This is a genomic window from Nocardioides luteus, from assembly GCF_015752315.1.
In the GTDB taxonomy this organism is placed as follows: domain Bacteria; phylum Actinomycetota; class Actinomycetes; order Propionibacteriales; family Nocardioidaceae; genus Nocardioides.
This window is the reverse complement of sequence record NZ_JADOVJ010000001.1, coordinates 1972749-1989980: the sequence shown is the minus strand read 5'-3', so window position 1 is coordinate 1989980 and position 17232 is coordinate 1972749. Positions and strand designations below refer to the sequence as shown.

Genomic DNA, 17232 nt, shown 5'->3' with positions numbered 1-17232 from the left:
GACGATAGGCCCGCGACGGGGGCGAGCGGAGCGGCTCACCCGAGTACGCGCCGAAGATCCAGCGAGCAGCCGACCATCGTGGTCGTCGAGCCGTCGGGTTGCGGCTCGTCGAACCAGGTGCCCTGCTCGAAGCCCACCTTGTCGAGCATCCGCAAGGAGGCGGCGTTGCGGTGGTCGGGGGCGGCGAAGCAGGCCGTCGCGCCGGGATAGCGGCGCGGGATCGTGGTGAGCCAGACCCAGGCCATCCGCGGCCCGATGCCACGGCCGACGAAGGCCGGCTCCCCGATCGCGTAGTCGAAGCCGATCGCGTCCGGGTCGGGCGTGAGCAGGGCGTAGTCGGGCTCGTCGCTGATCCGGTAGTCCTGGCAGAAGCCGACCGAGCGCCCGTTGACCTCGATCACCCAGAAGGTCACCGGCGTCTTGCCGTCGATGTCGGGCCCGTAGTTCTCGGCCACCCACTCGGGCGTGGGCTCACCGTCGACGGAGTACCACCGGTGCACGTGCTCCGCGTTGAGCCAGCGGACCAGGTGCGGGAGGTCGCCGCGGGTCATCGGCCGCAGCGCCACCACCGGCATCGGGTCGGAGGAGAACTCCTTCACCTCGCCCGAGAGGTCCACCGCGTACGCAGGCCGCCCGGCGATCCTCGTCGCCGCCGATGCCCAGCTCTCCCCCGGGCGCGTCACACCACCGAGACGCTGTGTCCCGGTGTGGACGGCGACCGGTGTGAACATGACCTCAGGCTAGCGCCGAGGGGTCAGTGGGCCTTGCCGCCACGGCGGTCGACGAGCGGCGGCTGGGAGGACCACGGGAAGTCGATCCAGCGATCGGTCTTCTTGTAGACGTAGTCGGCGTTGATCACCGTCCACGGCTTCTCGAAGATCACCGCGGTGCGGGCCTCGGCCACGTGGCCCTCGCAGAAGTCGTGCACGATCTCCAGGGTCTTGCCGGTGTCGGCGACGTCGTCGGCGATGAGCACCTTCATGCCGGTCAGGTCGACCGCGGCCGGAGTGGGCGGCAGCATGATCGGGACGTCGAGACGCTCGTTGACGCCGGTGTAGAACTCCACGTTGACGGCGGACAGGTTCTTCACGTCGAGGGCGTAGCCCAGGCCCATCCCGAGGGCCAGGCCACCGCGGGCGATGGAGAGCACGATGTCGGGCTCGTAGCCGCTGTCGACGACCTTCTGGGCGATCTCGCGCACCGCGGTGCCGAAGAGTTCGTAGGTCAGGATCTCGCGCTCTTGCTGCTCACTCACAGATCGGATTCTGACACGAGACCACCAGGGTCATCTTCATCGGCAAGGGCGAGCTCCTCGCGGACGATGCCGTAGGCCACACCGGCGCCGTATCCCTTGCGGGCGAGCATCCCGACCAGACGCCGGGTCTTGGTCTGGTCGTCGAAGCGCTCGAGCGAGCGCAGCTTGCGCCGGACCATCCGCCGGCCGGCCTCACGCTCGTCATCCGGGTCGATCTCGTCGAGCGCCTCACGGGCGACGTCGTCGTCGATCCCCTTGCGGCGGAGCTCCTGGGCGAGGGCTCGGCGCGCCAGACCCTTTCCGGGCTGCCGGCTGGCGATCCAGGCCTTGGCGAAGGCCTCGTCGTCGATCAGGCCGACCTCTTCGAAGCGGTCCAGCAGCCGCGTCGCGAGGGCGGCCGGGACCTCCTTCTTCTCGAGCTTGTCGGCGAGCTCCTTGCGGCTGCGCGCCTGGCCCGTCAGGGCGTCGAGGAGGATCTTGCGGGCGATCGCCTCGTGGTCGGGCTCGGGATCGTTCTTGGGGTCTGCGGGGTCCGCGGGGCGGCTCTGGCGTCGGTGGGACCGTGTTGGTGATCTCGACAGGCTCGATCCAACGCCCGACGGGTCGTCCGACGGAGTGGGGTCGACCTTGCCTGCCCAGGCCTCGACACCGAGGGAGACGTCCCCCAGCCAGTCGGGCGCGGGTCGCTCGTCCACCCAGGGGTCCTGGGTGGACGAGCGGTCACGCTTGGACGAAGCCACGGATCAAAGGGACCTAGAAGTCCTCGACACCGGCAGGCTCGGCCGCGGGCGCGGCCTCTGCCTCGACGGTCGGAACGACACCGAGCTTCTCCAGGATCCGCTTCTCCAGCTCGTTGGCCAGGTCGGGGTTGTCCTTGAGGAAGTTGCGGGAGTTCTCCTTGCCCTGGCCGAGCTGGTCACCCTCGTAGGTGTACCAAGCGCCGGCCTTGCGGACCAGGCCCGCCTCGACACCGACGTCGATCAGGCCGCCCTCGCGGGAGATGCCCTTCCCGTACATGATGTCGAACTCGGCCTGCTTGAACGGCGGGGCCACCTTGTTCTTCACGACCTTGACGCGGGTGCGGTTGCCGACCATGTCGGTGCCGTCCTTGAGCGTCTCGATCCGGCGCACGTCGAGTCGCACCGAGGAGTAGAACTTCAGCGCGCGACCACCGGTCGTGGTCTCGGGCGAGCCGAACATCACGCCGATCTTCTCGCGCAGCTGGTTGATGAAGATCGCCGTCGTGCCGGAGTTGTTCAGGGCCGAGGTCATCTTCCGCAGCGCCTGGCTCATCAGTCGCGCCTGCAGACCGACGTGGCTGTCGCCCATCTCGCCCTCGATCTCAGCCCGCGGCACCAGCGCCGCGACGGAGTCGATGACGATCAGGTCGAGCGCGCCCGAGCGGATCAGCATGTCGGCGATCTCCAGGGCCTGCTCACCCGAGTCGGGCTGGGAGACCAGCAGGGCGTCGGTGTCGACGCCGAGGTTCTTCGCGTATTCCGGGTCGAGGGCGTGCTCGGCGTCGATGAAGGCCACGATGCCACCGGCGCGCTGGGCGCTGGCGACCGAGTGGAGGGCCACCGTCGTCTTACCCGACGACTCCGGACCGTAGATCTCCACGACCCGGCCGCGAGGCAGACCACCCAGGCCCAGCGCCACGTCGAGCGCGATCGAGCCGGTCGGGATCACCTCGAGGGGCGCCCGGGTCTCGTCGCCCAGCCGCATGACCGAGCCCTTGCCGAACTGCCTTTCGATGTTGGCGAGAGCGGCATCCAATGCCTTCTCGCGATCACCTGCCGCCATGTTCTTTCCTTCCTGAGGAGCAGATTTCTTGCCCCTGCCTGCCGCTTGTCCACGTGTCTTCGTCGTCATCAAGGCAGACGCTAGACGGGACCACCGACAGTTTCTGAACGGGACCCTCCGGCACGGTGTTTCACGACCCCTCGCAAAGCACGAACCACGCTCCACCTACCACCCACACTAGCCCGAACAAGCGTTCGATGTGAACACCTGTTCGGGCGTGTCGGGGTCGCCGAGCCCGTCGCCGGGCCCGTCGCCAGACCCTCAGTGGCCCTCCATCTCCATCTGCTCGGCGGGGGCCGGGTCGGCGCCGAGCTCGTCGGCGATGGAGACCGAGAGGCCGCCGAGCATGAAGGCGAAGATGGCCGCCGCGAGGGCGCCGCTCGAGAACGCCGGGATGTAGCGGTGGAAACCCTGCCGGACCGGGGCCGCCCCGTGGTACTCATGGGTCAGCGCGTGCCCCTTCCCCCGCTGCAACAGGTAACGGTTGACCGGGAACGCGGCGACGAAGGCGACCGTGAGCGCGATCATCATCCCGACCCAGAACACGACGTTGACCAGTCCGGCCTCCATGGCCCCCGGGATGAGCGCCATGACCAGGTTGTCGACCAGCTCCATGGTCGCGATCGAGAGCGTGTCGGCCGCGAGCACGACGCTGAGCGCGGTGCCGAGGGCCAGACCCGACTTGAGCAGCGGGAGGGTCGAGAGGGCGTAGCCGAAGACGAACGCGAGACCGACGGCCAGGACGATCGTCCAGCCCGTGCTCAGCCCGATCGCGGTGCCGATCATCAGACCGGCGATCTCGCCGATCGCGCACCCGGTGAGGCAGTGCAGCGTCGCGCTGGCGGCCATCGCGTTGATGCCGCTCCCGCCATGGGCGCCGTGGGCGCCGTGCCCGGAATGGTCAGGGGCCGAGTGCCCGGAGTGGTCTCCGTGACCCTCATGACCTTCGTGGCCCTCGTGCATCGAGTGCTCATGTCCGGCGTGCACGTGCTCGTCATGCGACTTCATGTCGCTCCCTTGCTCGATCGTTCGTCTGCCTACGGGGCAATTCATACCCCATGGGGGTATGCATCCGCAAGCGATATCCGCCCGCACGCCCGCTTTGTCCAACCGCACACGAGTCCTTAGGGTGTGCGGTGTGTGGACGGCAGCACGACGACAGCGGGCGACCCGGCCGGCCGTACGCGCCGGTCTGCTGGCAGCGGTCCTGGTCACAGTTGCCGGCCTGCTGGGCATGCATGCGCTGAGTCTGCACGGCACCCGCACCGACGGTGAGCACGCCGCGCCGCGCCTCCCCGCCGCCCACGTGGAGCACATGCACGCCCTCGAGCACGCCGACCACGGAGCCGCCGGCCACGCCGGACAGCCGGGCGGCGAGGAACACACGTCGATGGTGCTGTGCGCGGCGTTCCTGCTCGCAGCCGGGGCGCTGCTCCTGAGCGGGCTGTGGCGGCGTACGCCTGCCTGGTGGTTCTCCCCGACGCGCGGGCGGTCCCGCACGACCGGGCCCGCGCCCTTCGTCACCCGTGCGGCGACCGGGCCGCCGCCGGAATGGGCGTTCTCCGTCATCAGGTGCTGAGCGGGCACTGATCCACCCGCGACCCGGCGTATCCCGAGGTCCGCAGGTGGGTCGGCGAGCCCCGCAAACAGCACATGACAAGGAGAGACAACAGATGCGTACGCAACGTCCCCTCATCCGCGCGACCTGGGCCGCGGCCGGCCTGGCCGTGCTCCTGACCCTGTCCGGCTGCGGCGGCAGCGAGGAGGCCAAGGCTCCGCAGGAGCTGTCGGAGACCGAGCACAACAAGGCCGACGTCGCCTTCGCGACCGACATGATCCAGCATCACGCCCAGGCGATGGCGATGGTCGACCTGACCATGGACCGCACGCTCGATCCCGAGGTCCAGGAGCTGGCCGACGCGATCCGGGCCGCCCAGAGCCCCGAGATCGAGACCATGTCCTCCTGGCTCCAGGAGTGGGGCGAGGAGGTGCCATCGACGATGCGCGACCACGTCAACGGCGGCCACGAGGGCCACGGCGACGAGGACAGCAGCATGTCCGACTCGATGGAGGGCATGGACACCGACATGCCCGGGATGATGTCGGCCGAGGACATGGACTCCCTGGAGAACGCCTCCGACGCCGAGTTCCAGGACATGTGGCTCGAGATGATGATCGAGCACCACGAGGGTGCGGTCGAGATGTCCGAGACCGAGCAGGGCGAGGGCCGGTTCAAGCCTGCCGTCGACCTGGCCGGCACCATCATCGAGAACCAGTCGACCGAGATCGACACGATGGAGAAGATCCTCGGCTGAGGTCCTGACAGCGGGCAGGGCCTGCCCACGCGGCAGGCCCTGCCCATCGCGGGTCAGGCCGACCGACGAGCCACGTACGCAGCCCCGAACAGCACCCCGACCAGCAGGATCGTGCCGAGCGCCAGTGCCGGGTATCCGGCCACGTCCACGACGACGCCCGAGACCGCCCCGGCGGCAGCCGCCGCGACGCCCATGATCAGGTCGGCGCTGCCCTGGACGTCGGCGCGGACCTCGAGCGGGGTGTGGTCGGCGACGGAGGTGGCGGCCGCGATCGTGGCCAGCGACCAGCCGAGACCGAGCAGGAAGAGCCCCACGAAGATCCGCCCCGAGCTCCCCTGCGGCGCCACGGCGCACAGGACCAGGGCCACGAGGAGCACCCCGCCGCCGAGCGCCATCACGTCGGCCCGGCCGACACGGTCGGCGAGCCAGCCGGCGACCGGCGCGAAGGCGAACATGCCCAGGACGTGCCCGCTGATCACCAGTCCGATGATCTCGAGCCCGGCGCCGCCGTGCTCCATGTGGAGCGGCGTCATCACCATCACCGCCACCATCGTGGCGTGCGCCGCTGCCTGTCCGGCCACCGCCGCCGCGAGCGCGGGGCGCTCCCGGATCACGGCCAGCGCCCGGCGCCAGCTGGTGGTCTCGACAGGCTCGACCACCGGTGTGGACTCGGCGACCGGTGCGGCCTCGCGGGCGACGAGCAGCGGGTCAGGGCGCAGGAAGACCCCGACCACGAGCGCGGCCGCCAGCATCCCGATCGACCCGACCGCGAACGGCCCGGTGAGCACCGGGATCCCGACGGCGTCGGAGAAGACCTCGGCGACACCGGTCAGGTTGGGGCCGATCACCGCTCCGAACGTGGTCGCCCAGACCACGACCGAGAGCGCCCGCGCCCGGCTCGTCGCAGGTGCCAGGTCGGTGGCCGCGTAGCGCGCTCCGTTGTTCGCCGCGGTGGTCGCGCCGAGGAGGAGCGCGCCGACCAGCAGCAGCGTCATCGAGCCGACCACGCCGGCCAGGACCGCCAGCAGTCCGCCGGCCGCCCCGAGCAGGTAGCCCGCCAGCAGCCCGTAGCGGCGCCCGCGAGCGTCCATCACCCGCCCCAGGACGTACGCAGCCACCGCCGCGCCGAGCACCTGGGTCGTCTGCGAGAGGCCCGCCATCGACTCCGAGCCGGAGAGGTCGCGCGCCAGCAGGGACGCGGTCGCGATGCCGATGGTGATCCCCATCGCGCCGACCGCCTGGGTGGCGACCAGGGTGAGGATGGTGCGCTTCTGGACCGCGGCCACCGAGGCCGGTGCGACCAGGGTCACCGCTCACGCGCCGGCAGCTCCAGGGCCTTCCAGACCGCGGCCCAGACCTCCTTCGGCGGGACCCCGTCGTCGAGTGCCTCCTGGGCGGTGCGCCCGCCCAGCTCACCCATCACGAACTGGCGTGCCCACGCTCGCGAGTAGCCCTCGCCGAGCGCGTCGTCCATCCGCGACCAGAACTCCGTGTGTCTCATCGCCCCGAATGCTACTCAGCCGCGCTCAGGCGCGCCGCCGGGCGAGCACATCGAGCCAGACGTCGCCGAGCCGGCCATCGGCGTGCCCGACCTCGAGCACCTCCCAGCCGGCCTCGTCCAACGCCGCCCGCAGCGCGGGCTCGCGCCAGTAGACGAAGAGCCGGGGCGCCTCGACGTTGCCGCGGTTGGTCCACTCCTCGCCGTCGCCCTGCTTCATCGACACGTGCAGCGCTCCGCCCGGCCGGGTGACCTCGGCGAGCCGGCCCAGCACCGTCGCGAAGTCGTCGCGGGCCACGTGCAGCAGCGTCGCCGAGGCCCAGACCGCGGCGTAGGGGACGTCGGGGTGGACCGGGTCGCGCAGGTCGTCGGTCAGCGGGTCCAGGCAGGCCGCGGCGTACCCCTGCTTGCGCAGGTGCGCCACGAATCCCTCGCTGATGTCGGTGCGCCGCACCCGCACTCCCCCGGCCTCCAGGGCCTTCGCGTCGTGGCCCGGGCCGGTGCCGATCTCGAGCACGTGGTCGCCGGGCTCGAGCTCGGCCAGGAACCGGTCGAGGATCGAACGGTTCTCCTCGGAGAACGAGGTGGCCTCGACGTACGTCGCGACGCTGGCGTCGTAGGCGGCGACGGTCGCCTGCTTGGCGGCCGAGCGTACGTCCCACAGGTGGTGGACGACGTCGTGGAGGTGGTAGCGGCCCAGCGACTCGACGCTGAACACGTCGCCGTTGGACCTGATGCCGCGGCGGCCCCAGGCGTCCGGCGGGACCTTCTCGTAGATCGTGGCGACCGCGTCCGCGGCGTCCATCAGCTCCTCGGCCACGAGCGCCGGGTCCTGGCTCGCGTAGTCGTCCTCGCGGGCGGTCACGTCCTGGTCCCAGTTGGCGAAGCGGGGCTCGTCCTCGGCCAGCATCAGCCGCAGCCGCTCCCCGAAGACGCGGTGGACGTCGCGTACGTGTGCGCCGTACTCCAGCGCCGACCACACGCCCGGCTGCGGCCGGTCGCGCGCGTTGTCGGCGGCGAGGTAGATCTCCCAGTAGGTCGCGTTGTCCCGGACGATCTCGGGCAGCTGGTCCGCGGTCACCGCACCGGCGACGAATCCGCACTCCGGGCAGGGCCGGTCGAGGACCCAGGTCCAGTCCTTGGTGTCGGGCGTGATCGCGTCATAGGTCATGGATCCATCTTGACGGCCGGCCACGGCCGACACGAGGGAGATCCTGCCTGTGAGACGCGAGTTGCTGCCGCTCAGGTGAGGAGTAGGGAGTCGAGCCTGCGCCGCACGACGGCGAGCCCGATCGCGCCGAAGGCCAGCAGGTAGACCACCGAGACCAGCGAGCCCCACGAGGGCACCCCGAGCGTCAGCTCGCGGCAGAGCACGACGCCGCGGTAGAGCGGCGTCACCTCCACGACCCAGCGCAGCCAGTCCGGGTAGGCCGTGACCGGGAAGAAGGTCGCGCTGAACAGGAACATCGGCATCATCGCGAGGGTGACCTTCTCGAAGTCCTGCCAGGAGGTCATGTAGGTCGTCAGGGCCATGCCCACGGCCCCGAAGGCCGACCCGATCAGCAGCGCCGCCGGCACGACCAGGATCGCCCACCAGGAGTGGACCAGGTCCATCGCGAGCATGATCACCAGGAACGCCGCGACGTAGATGCCGCTGCGCAGCTGGTTCCACAGGATCTCGCCGACGGCGATGTCGACCGTGCGCAGCGGGGTGGCCAGCATCTGGTCGTAGAGCTTGTTGTACTTCAGCTTGAAGAAGAAGTTGAACGTCGCGTCCAGCAGCGACCCGTTCATCGCCGAGGCCGCGATCATCCCCGGCGCGACGAAGTCTCGATACTCGATCGGCTCGCCGGCGTAGGTGAACCCGGTGACGATCGCGCCGACGCCGATGCCGATCGAGAACAGGTAGAAGACCGGCTCCAGGAAGCCGGTGACGAACACCAGCCAGGCCCGCCGGTAGACGAGGATGTTGCGCCACAGCAGCAGCCGGGCGGCCTCGCCGCCCCGCAGCGGACGGGCGACGGCGGCGCTCACCGCAGCGTTGAGGATCGCCATCTCAGGAGACCAGCCTCTCGCCGAGCTTACGGATCGCGAGCCACCAGCAGACCACCGCCAGGATGCCGAGATACGCGACGTGGATCGCGACCATGCTCCAGTCGAGCTCACCGACCGTGAGCATCCGGGTCAGGTCGACGCCGTGCCACAGCGGTGAGGCCATCGCGATCTTCTCGAGCACGGGACCCAGGTTGCCGATCGGGAAGAACGTGCCGCTGAACAGGGTCAGCGGGATCATCCCCAGCCGGAAGATCAGCGCGAAGGACTCCTCGCCCTTGATCGAGAGCGAGAACAGCATCACGGGGGTGGCGAAGGCCAGCGCCACCAGCCCCTGCACCAGCCAGGCCGCCAGTACGCCCGATACCGTCTCGAACACCCCGAAGGCAGCCAGGACCAGCAGGAACACCCCACAGGCGAACAGCGCCCGCAGCACCACCCAGCCGAGCTGGGCCAGCACGATGTGGGACGGGGCCAGCGGCGAGGCGATCATCGAGTAGTAGATCCGCTGCCACTTGAGCATGCCCATCACCGGATAGGTGAGGTCGGCGAAGGCGATCGTCATCGCGTGAGCGGCCACCATGCCGGGAGCCACGAACGCCAGGTAGGTCGAAGCGCCCTCGAGCGTGGCCGGGTCGGCGTCGACGAACCCACCCAGCAGCACGCCCAGCGCCAGCACGTAGAAGAAGGGGGTCACGAAGGTGGTGATCACCCCGCCCTTCCAGGTGCGCGCCAGGACCGTGAGCCAGTAGTCGCCCATCCGCAGCGCACCGGCGATCAGCCCCGAGGGCGCGGTCGGCGCGGTGGCCGGGCCCGTGTCGGCGTAGTCGGTCATCAGTCCACCAGTGTCCGGCCGGTCAGGTGCAGGAAGACGTCCTCGAGCGAGGAGCGCCGCACCAGCGTCGCCACCGGGGCCAGGTCGCGGCTGTGGACGGCCTCGATGACCGCTTCGCCGTCGTCGCTGTAGAGCAGCAGCCGGTCGGGCAGCACCTCGACCCGCTCGGCCAGGTCCTCGACCTTGGCGGCCAGCGCCTCGTGCTCGCCGACGCCGAAGCGCAGCTCGGCGACCTCGCGGGTGGAGTGCTCCTGGATCAGCCCCAGCGGCGTGCCGTGGGCCACGATCCGGCCCTGGTCCATCACCACGAGCTCATCGCACAGCTGCTCGGCCTCGTCCATGTAGTGGGTGGTCAGCAGCAGGGTCACGCCCGCCTGCTTGAGCCGGAAGAGCCGGTCCCAGATGACGTGGCGGGCCTGCGGGTCCAGCCCCGTGGTCGGCTCGTCGAGCACCAGGATCTCGGGCCGGTTGATCAGGCTCCGGGCGATGGTCAGCCGCCGCTTCATCCCGCCGGAGAGGTCGTCGACCTTCGCCTTGGCCTTCTCGGTGAGCTGGACGAAGTCGAGCAGCTCCTCGATCCGGCCCTTGACCTCGGCTCGCGGCAGCCCGAAGTAGCGGCCGTAGACGTAGAGGTTGTCGTAGACGTTGAGCTCGACGTCGAGGGTGTCCTCCTGCGGGCACACCCCGAGCCGTGCCTTGATCTTCGGCCCCTCCCTGGCCGGGTCCATCCCGAAGACCCGCAGCTCTCCCCCGGTCGGCGGCGAGACGCAGCAGATCATCCGCATCGTCGAGGACTTGCCGGCACCGTTGGGACCCAGGAAGCCGAAGGCCACCCCGGGCCGCACCGAGACGTCGATGCCGCGCACCGCCTCGAAGTCGCCGAACGACTTGCGCAGGCCACGCGCCGAGATCATCAGGTCTTCACCCACGTCGGCAAAGACTAGATGCGCGCACCGACACTTTCGAGCGAGTTCCGGCCGGCGCCTACCCGCCCTGCTGCTTCCGGCGCCGGTTGTAGTCGCGCATCCGCTGCGGTACGCCGACCACGGCCGCGTCGTAGGACGGAACCTTGTGCTTGTTGGCGAACTTGTGCGCCCACTGCGCCGACGGCACCCGCCGCCGGGTCCACTCGCCGTCGTGGGCGACCAGCAGCAGGGTCACCTCGCTGACGACCGTGCGCGGCTCCACGAACCCCTCGACGCCCCGCCGGGTCTCGATGAACTGCTCGAGATGCTTCTGGTCGGTGGAGTCCGAGGCGCGTACCCGGGTGGATCCGGTGTAGCTCTCGCCGGTGGGACGGCTCATCCGCGTCCCGCGGCGCCGAAGTCGATCGAACAGGCTCACGCTTTTATTGTGCCTCCCGGTGCCCAACGCGCGCCTCGATAAACCTGTTGGGCAGCCACTCCGGGCTCGCCTATCTTGGAGCCTTTGACCCCACGCCCGATCGATCACCCGGCCGCCACGGAGAAGCGATGAACCAGCCATGCCCATAGACGGGACACTCGACGAGAAAGCCAACCACGACGACCTCGGCGAGCTCGACGCCGAACGAGCCCATCTGGACGCCTCCCGGCAGGACCTGGCCCGGATGCGCCGGAGGGTCGAGTCGCTGGACTCCTCCGACGCCGGCAACTGGGTCAGCGCCGAGATCCTCGACGCGACGCTCGCGCACCGCCTCGAGCAGCTCGCGGACGACCCGGAGGTGCCGCTCTTCTTCGGCCGGATCGACCGGACCGCCGCCGCGGGAGCCGAGTCGTTCCACGTCGGCCGCCGCCACATCACCGACAGCGCCGGCGACCCGATGGTGGTCGACTGGCGCGCCCCGGTCAGCGTCCCGTTCTACCGGGCCTCGCGGACCGAGCCGATGGGGCTGGCGCGCAGGCGCCGCTACGGGTTCTCCCACGGCGAGCTGACCGCCTTCGAGGACGAGTCGTTGACCGACGGCGGGCCTGCACAGGAGCACTCGGCGATCCTCGAGGCCGAGATCGAGCGGCCCCGTGTGGGGCCGATGCGCGACATCGTCGCCACCATCCAGCCCGAGCAGGACGTCCTGGTCCGGGCCGACCTGTCGCAGACGATCGTCGTGCAGGGTGCGCCGGGCACCGGGAAGACGGCCGTGGGGCTGCACCGGGCGGCGTACCTCCTCTACGCGCACCGCGACCAGCTCACCCGCCGCGGGGTCCTGATCGTCGGCCCCAACGCCTCGTTCCTGCGCTACATCCGCGACGTCCTCCCCGCGCTCGGCGAGATCGAGGCCAAGCAGGCGACGATCGCCGAGCTGGTCGCCGAGAACGGGCAGAACCACGGCACCATCCGCTCGGAGGACACCGCTCCGGTGGCGACGCTGAAGGGTGACGTACGCATGGCCGAGGTGCTCCGCCGGGCGGTCTGGTCCCACGTCGGCGAGCCCGCGGAGGCGCTGGTGGTCCCGCGCGGTTCGCGACGCTGGCGGGTGCCGGCCTCGGAGGCGCGCGAGGCCGTGGAGGGGCTGCGCGCCAACGATCTCCGGTACGCAGCCGGCCGGGCTCTGCTGCCGCGGGCCCTGGCCCACCGGGTGCTCGTGCAGATGGAGCGGTCCGGCGACTCCCCCGACGACCGGGTGCACGACGCGGTGGCGCGGACGAAGCCGGTCAAGGACTATGCGACCGCGCTGTGGCCGGACCTCAAGCCGGCCCGGGTGCTGTTCCGGCTGCTCACCGACGCGGAATGGCTGGCGCAGATCGCCGACGGGGTGCTCTCGGAGGAAGAGCAGGCGCTGCTGCGGTGGGAGAAGCCGCCCCGCTCGGCCGGCGCGGCCCGCTGGTCGCTGGCCGATCTGGTGCTCCTCGACGAGATCGCCGACCTGCTCGACCGTACGCCGTCCGTGGCCCACATCGTCGCCGACGAGGCCCAGGATCTCTCCGCGATGATGCTGCGCGCCCTCGGCCGCCGCTCGACGACGGGTTCGCTCACGATCCTGGGTGACCTCGCCCAGGCGACCACGCCGTGGGCCTCGTCGTCCTGGGCCGATGCGCTGGCCCATCTCGGCAAGCCGGACGGCCATGTCGAGCAGCTCACCCGCGGGTTCCGGGTGCCGGCCGACGTGATCGCCTACGCCGCCCGCCTCCTCCCCCACATCGCTCCCGACCTGGAGCCGCCGGTCGCGGTGCGCCGCACCCGCGGCGACCTCACCTTCACCTCCGCGACCGTCGTGGAGGCACTGGCGGACGTGCTCGACCGGGCCGGGTCGGTGGGGCTGATCGTGCCGGACGCCGCGCTGGCGGCGGTGCGCGCCGAGCTGACCGAGGCCGGGCTCGCCTTCGCCGAGATCGCCCTCGGTGAGGTCAGCGCGGCCGACGCGGAGACCGAGTTCGACGCCCATCTCGACCTGGTCCCCGCCTCGCTGGCGAAGGGTCTCGAGTTCGACCACGTCGTCGTCTCCGACCCGACGGCGATCGTGGCCGGTGAGCCCGACCGCGAGACCGGCCTGCGCCGCCTCTACGTCTGCCTCACCCGCGCGGTCACGTCCCTGGTGGTGCGCACCGAGCTCACCCAGGGCGGCCTTCCCGAAGAACTGGGTGGCATCCCGGAGAGTGTTGGTGCGAAGGTGGACGCATGATCGACACCCGCCCTGACCCGCTGGTGAAGGCCGAGTGGCCGCTGCGTACCGAACGGCTCGTGATCCGGCGGATGACGCCCGCCGACATCGAGCCGACCTGGGCCTTCCGCGGCCTCCCCGAGGTCTCCGAGTGGGTGACGAGTGCGTTCGCGGACATCGACGCCTACCGTCGGATCTTCGAGCGCCCCGACGTCCTCGGGCCCGCCCTGGTGATCGAGCGCGACGGCGTCATCGTCGGCGACCTCATGCTGCGGGTCACCGACCCGTGGTCGCAGACCGAGGTGCGCAACCAGGCCGACGGCACCCAGGCCGAGCTCGGCTGGACCATCGACCCCGCCCACCAGGGCAACGGCTACGCGACCGAGGCCGTACGCGCGGTGATGGACGTCTGCTTCGGCCCTCTCGGGCTGCGTCGCGTCATCGCCGAGTGCTTCGCCGACAACGTGACCTCCTGGCGGCTCATGGAGCGCCTCGGGATGCGCCGCGAGTCGCACACCGTCAAGGACTCCCTGCACCGCACCCGGGGCTGGCTCGACGGGCTCTCCTACGCGATCCTGGCCGAGGAGTGGGCCGCTAGAGGCTGAGGGCCGCCTCGACCGCGGCCTCGCAGTGCAGCCGGGTCGTCGGGAACAGCGGCACACCTGCGTACGTCTCCATCGGCAGCAGCAGCTCGATCTCGGTGCAGCCGAGGATGACGCCCTCGCAGCCGGCGGCGACCAGCCGGTCGACGACCTCGAGGTACGCCTGACGCGAGCTGTCCAGGAACGTCCCCAGGCACAGCTCCTCGTAGATGATCCGGTGCACGGTCTCCTGGTCCGGCTCGGTGGGGACGATGACGTCGAGGCCGTGGCCACGGAGCCGGTCGGCGTAGAACGGCTGCGACATCGTGAACCCGGTGCCGAGCAGCCCCACGCGCCCGACCCCGGCCGCGCGCACCGCCACCGCGGTCGTGTCACCCAGGTGCAGGAAACGTTCCCCGTACGTCTCCTCCAGCGCCCCGGCCACCTTGTGCATCGTGTTGGTGGCCAGCACGATCACCTCCGCCCCGGCCCCGCTCAACGTGGCAGCCTCCTCGGCCAGCCGGGCCCCGGCCTGCTCCCAGTCGCCGGAGACCTGCATCTCCTCGATCTCGGCGAAGTCCACCGAGCGTACGAGCAGGTCGGCGGAGTGCAGCCCGCCGAGCCGCTTCGCGGTGATCTCGTTGAGGAGGCGGTAGTACTCCGCCGTCGACTCCCAGCTCATCCCGCCCAGCACACCGATCCGTCGCATGCCCTCAGTCTGCCCGGGCGGCCAACACCGCGAACGTCACACCTCCGCGCGGGCTCGAGCGTCCTCCCAGCCACAGCTCACCGGATCCTCGTGAGGACCTGCGGAGAGACGTACGCCCTCGACCTCGCCACCGACCTTCCACCCGAGCACGCAGTCGGTGGACATCCGCCCGGTCCAGTAGCCGGTGATCCCACCAGAGGCGACGTAGACCCGCGTCCCCTCCGACTGCACCTCGAGCCCCGGGAGATCGTTGAGGGCGCGTACGCTCGCCGCCGCGTCGTCCGCGCCCAGGGCTGCCTCGAGCCGGACCTCGGCATCCTTCGGCAGGTCGACGGACTGCGCGGTCGTCGTGTCGATCTCCGGCTCGCTCGGACAGTCGACCTCGTCGGCAGTGTCCCACTCGCGCGGCTCGGACCACTCGAAGCAGCGGGTGGCAGAGTAAGTGTTCGAGGAGTCGGGCCAGATCCGGGTGGCACACTCCCAGTTCGTCCGGCACGCGTGGTGCGCCGTGATCGCCAGCACGATCCGCCTGCCGTCCTCGGGACTGTCGGACGCCACCAGGATCTCCACGTCTCCCTGCCGCTCCCCCTCCCGCGCCTGGTCATAGGCAGTCCTGCCGGGATAGGTCTCCATCGCGTTGAAGATCGCCACCGCGCGCGTGTGCGTCCGCGCTTCCGCCGGCGATCCCTGAGCCCACGCCCAGAACGCGCCGGCACCTGCGGCGAGTGTCAGCGCCACGACGGCAAGCACGGCCCACAAGGTCTTCATGTCAGCCAGTCTCGACGGCCTCATCGGGCCTGGCGTGAGCGCCGATACTCATTTTCGGCGCAGACTGTTCCCGCGCTGCGTCTCAGGGACGGCGGGTGAATCGGATGGTGCCGTCGGGTAGTCGTTCGTGAAAGTAGGCGGGGTTGTGCGCGAGACGGTGATGATGCAGGCACAACAACGCCCCGTCTTTGAGGTCGGTCTTGCCGCCGGCGGCCCAGGGGTTGAGGTGGTGGGCGTCGCACCATTCAGGTGGCATGTCACACCCTTCGGCTTGGCAGCACTTCTGCTGGAGCCGCAGCGCCTTGCGCTGGATCGGCTGGAAGAACCTGCTCGCCCTACCCGCGTCGAGGACTTCACCGTCGCCGCCGAGGACCCAGGGGATGATGGTGGCGTTGCAGGCCAGCTTGCGGGCCTCGGCTGCACTGATGGTGGTGCCGTTGGTCTCGTCGTAACCCAGAGTCGCGATGCCGAGGTCTTTGCGGAGCTCGGCGAGGCTGATCATCACGTTGATGGTCGTCGCGTCCCCACCATGGCGGGGCAGAGATGCGGGGTCGATGGTCTCCAGGAGCCGGGCGAATCCTTGACCCATCAGTCGCTCCCACGGCGGCAGGGGCGCGCCCTTGTCGATGAGCCGCTGCTTGCGGGGCTGGGCGTAGGCCTCGACCAGCCGCTTGAACCTCATCCCCACCGAGACCGGGAGAACACCGTCGAACCCGATGGTGCCGTCGTGGTTGTCCCACACCCGCAGCGCGGTCTTCTGCTGGGCTCGTTCTTCCTCAGCCAACAGGGCTTTGGCTTCGGCGTCTTCGAACCTTGCGGGGTCGATCTCGCGGAGGATCCGTTTGCCGACGATGCGGAGTTCGTTGGCGGTCAACCTGGTGGCGTAGTCGACCAGGAGCTTCTCAGCCAGCATCAGGTCCTCGGCGCTCGCGACCGGATCAGCGTCGATCTTGTCCAACGCCAAAGTGATCACCCGCGCCTTGTCCGGGGACACCACACCCTCAGCGAGACCAGCCGAAACGAACTCGTACTTCGCGACACTGGCGGCGAGCTTGATCTGAGACCGGGCGACCGCGGTGTCGACGAGCAGCTCGGTCCGCATCCACCCCGCCGCGTCCTTCGCGCCAGTCTGTTCGGCGATGTCACCAGCAGACGTGAGGACCCGCAACTTCAAGGCGGCCTGTTGGGCCTGGAGCTTCTCAAGTCGTTCGAGGAGGTCCTTCTTCTGATCGGTCCGCCAATAGACGGGGTCGCTGGACAGCAGGTCGCGGAGGGCGGATTCGATGGCGCTCAGAGCAGCGTCGATCGCATCGCCGGGATTGGTGCCCCAGTGGTCGATCTCGCGCCCGAGACTCATCACCGATCCTTCCTTCAGAGGTGTGCTGTGATGGGTCTGATTCTACCTCCTAAAAGCCGATCGATCCTCCTATTTCACCAGGTCAAAGCCACTTTCGCGGTTAGCGAACGACGTCGCTCCTGTGGATGGTAAGTGGCCCGAACGGGGCCACCCTTCCACCCCTCAACACCGACCTGAACAGACAAGAATCTCGCTGCGCCACACCCGGGCCGCCGCCCCGATAACCAGCCAAATCTTTCTCGATCTGGTCCGGAGTCCAGGACCGCGAAGCGGCCGGCGAAGCCGGCGGGCCGAAGGCCCGTCCTTGACGCCGGACCAGATCGAGAAGACCCTCAGGAAAGGGTCGGCGGCCCATACCGGCCACGAAGAACGGTTGCGCGCAGGGTGGTCTCGACAAGCTCGACCACCGGGGCATCGCTGGTCCGCGGCGCGTGGTCTCGACAAGCTCGACCACCGGAACGTGGTCTCGACAAGCTCGACCA

General features: G+C 69.9%; 19 protein-coding genes. 4 read left to right on the top strand and 15 right to left on the bottom strand.

Annotation, left to right across the window (positions count from 1 at the left end):
* Positions 1 to 35 precede the first annotated feature (35 nt).
* The 5 genes from HD557_RS09515 to HD557_RS09495 all read right to left on the bottom strand — a co-directional run bounded on the left by HD557_RS09515 (position 36) and on the right by HD557_RS09495 (position 4066).
* On the bottom strand, positions 36 to 731 hold the full coding sequence (locus tag HD557_RS09515; protein ID WP_008357249.1) for a GNAT family N-acetyltransferase: 696 nt from the start codon (positions 729 to 731) through the stop codon (positions 36 to 38).
* A 23-nt stretch (positions 732 to 754) separates the two neighbouring features.
* Entirely contained in the window at positions 755 to 1255 is a 501-nt protein-coding gene (locus HD557_RS09510; RefSeq protein ID WP_008357251.1) for a phosphoribosyltransferase, read from the bottom strand.
* Complete coding sequence (locus HD557_RS09505; RefSeq protein WP_307785577.1) at positions 1252 to 1995, bottom strand: regulatory protein RecX; 744 nt, start codon at positions 1993 to 1995, stop codon at positions 1252 to 1254. Before HD557_RS09505 ends, HD557_RS09510 begins: the two co-directional genes overlap by 4 nt.
* 13 nt (positions 1996 to 2008) lie before the next feature.
* A complete protein-coding gene (gene recA / locus HD557_RS09500; RefSeq protein WP_008357256.1) occupies positions 2009 to 3058 on the bottom strand; it encodes a recombinase RecA in 1050 nt (349 codons plus the stop codon).
* A gap of 261 nt (positions 3059 to 3319) precedes the next feature.
* Positions 3320 to 4066: a DUF4396 domain-containing protein gene (locus HD557_RS09495; RefSeq protein WP_231380241.1), complete on the bottom strand. Its 747-nt coding sequence runs from the start codon at positions 4064 to 4066 to the stop codon at positions 3320 to 3322.
* A gap of 130 nt (positions 4067 to 4196) precedes the next feature.
* Between HD557_RS09495 and HD557_RS09490 the strand changes: the two genes are divergently transcribed.
* Positions 4197 to 4637 (top strand): DUF6153 family protein, encoded by a 441-nt coding sequence (locus HD557_RS09490; RefSeq protein ID WP_196873716.1) that lies wholly within the window; start codon positions 4197 to 4199, stop codon positions 4635 to 4637.
* Positions 4638 to 4731: 94 nt separating this feature from the next.
* Positions 4732 to 5373: a DUF305 domain-containing protein gene (locus HD557_RS09485; protein WP_196873715.1), complete on the top strand. Its 642-nt coding sequence runs from the start codon at positions 4732 to 4734 to the stop codon at positions 5371 to 5373.
* 53 nt (positions 5374 to 5426) lie between these two features.
* On the opposite strand, the gene HD557_RS09480 is transcribed toward HD557_RS09485, so the two are convergent.
* The 7 genes from HD557_RS09480 to HD557_RS09450 form a co-directional block, all read right to left on the bottom strand.
* Positions 5427 to 6683 (bottom strand): MFS transporter, encoded by a 1257-nt coding sequence (locus tag HD557_RS09480; RefSeq protein WP_196873714.1) that lies wholly within the window; start codon positions 6681 to 6683, stop codon positions 5427 to 5429.
* Positions 6680 to 6874, bottom strand: a complete 195-nt coding sequence (locus HD557_RS09475; RefSeq protein ID WP_008357264.1) for a DUF3046 domain-containing protein — start codon at positions 6872 to 6874, stop codon at positions 6680 to 6682. Before HD557_RS09475 ends, HD557_RS09480 begins: the two co-directional genes overlap by 4 nt.
* Positions 6875 to 6899: 25 nt before the next feature.
* Positions 6900 to 8042 carry a methyltransferase domain-containing protein gene (locus tag HD557_RS09470; RefSeq protein WP_008357265.1) on the bottom strand — a complete coding sequence of 381 codons (1143 nt, stop codon included), beginning with the start codon at positions 8040 to 8042 and terminating at the stop codon, positions 6900 to 6902.
* A gap of 71 nt (positions 8043 to 8113) precedes the next feature.
* On the bottom strand, positions 8114 to 8926 hold the full coding sequence (locus tag HD557_RS09465; protein WP_196873713.1) for an ABC transporter permease: 813 nt from the start codon (positions 8924 to 8926) through the stop codon (positions 8114 to 8116).
* Position 8927: 1 nt separating this feature from the next.
* Complete coding sequence (locus HD557_RS09460) at positions 8928 to 9758, bottom strand: ABC transporter permease (RefSeq protein ID WP_196873712.1); 831 nt, start codon at positions 9756 to 9758, stop codon at positions 8928 to 8930.
* The gene (locus HD557_RS09455) at positions 9758 to 10687 is read right to left on the bottom strand and encodes an ABC transporter ATP-binding protein (protein ID WP_307785576.1); all 930 of its coding nucleotides are present in this window, start codon (positions 10685 to 10687) and stop codon (positions 9758 to 9760) included. The genes HD557_RS09460 and HD557_RS09455 overlap by 1 nt, the downstream gene beginning before the upstream one ends.
* Positions 10688 to 10742: 55 nt before the next feature.
* On the bottom strand, positions 10743 to 11102 hold the full coding sequence (locus HD557_RS09450) for a hypothetical protein (RefSeq protein ID WP_307785575.1): 360 nt from the start codon (positions 11100 to 11102) through the stop codon (positions 10743 to 10745).
* Positions 11103 to 11241: 139 nt separating this feature from the next.
* Between HD557_RS09450 and HD557_RS09445 the strand changes: the two genes are divergently transcribed.
* Together HD557_RS09445 and HD557_RS09440 are read left to right on the top strand one after the other, a co-directional pair.
* Positions 11242 to 13356, top strand: a complete 2115-nt coding sequence (locus tag HD557_RS09445) for a HelD family protein (protein WP_196873711.1) — start codon at positions 11242 to 11244, stop codon at positions 13354 to 13356.
* Positions 13353 to 13940 (top strand): GNAT family N-acetyltransferase, encoded by a 588-nt coding sequence (locus HD557_RS09440; RefSeq protein WP_196873710.1) that lies wholly within the window; start codon positions 13353 to 13355, stop codon positions 13938 to 13940. The genes HD557_RS09445 and HD557_RS09440 overlap by 4 nt, the downstream gene beginning before the upstream one ends.
* Here the strand turns inward: HD557_RS09440 and HD557_RS09435 are convergent.
* From HD557_RS09435 to HD557_RS09425, 3 genes are all read right to left on the bottom strand, one after another.
* Entirely contained in the window at positions 13930 to 14625 is a 696-nt protein-coding gene (locus HD557_RS09435) for an aspartate/glutamate racemase family protein (protein ID WP_196873709.1), read from the bottom strand. The two genes, HD557_RS09440 and HD557_RS09435, sit on opposite strands and share 11 nt — an antisense overlap.
* A gap of 36 nt (positions 14626 to 14661) precedes the next feature.
* On the bottom strand, positions 14662 to 15393 hold the full coding sequence (locus tag HD557_RS09430; RefSeq protein ID WP_196873708.1) for a hypothetical protein: 732 nt from the start codon (positions 15391 to 15393) through the stop codon (positions 14662 to 14664).
* Between the two features lie 82 nt (positions 15394 to 15475).
* Positions 15476 to 16750, bottom strand: coding sequence for an HNH endonuclease signature motif containing protein (locus HD557_RS09425; RefSeq protein ID WP_196873707.1), 1275 nt, complete (start codon positions 16748 to 16750; stop codon positions 15476 to 15478).
* Positions 16751 to 17232: the final 482 nt, after the last annotated feature.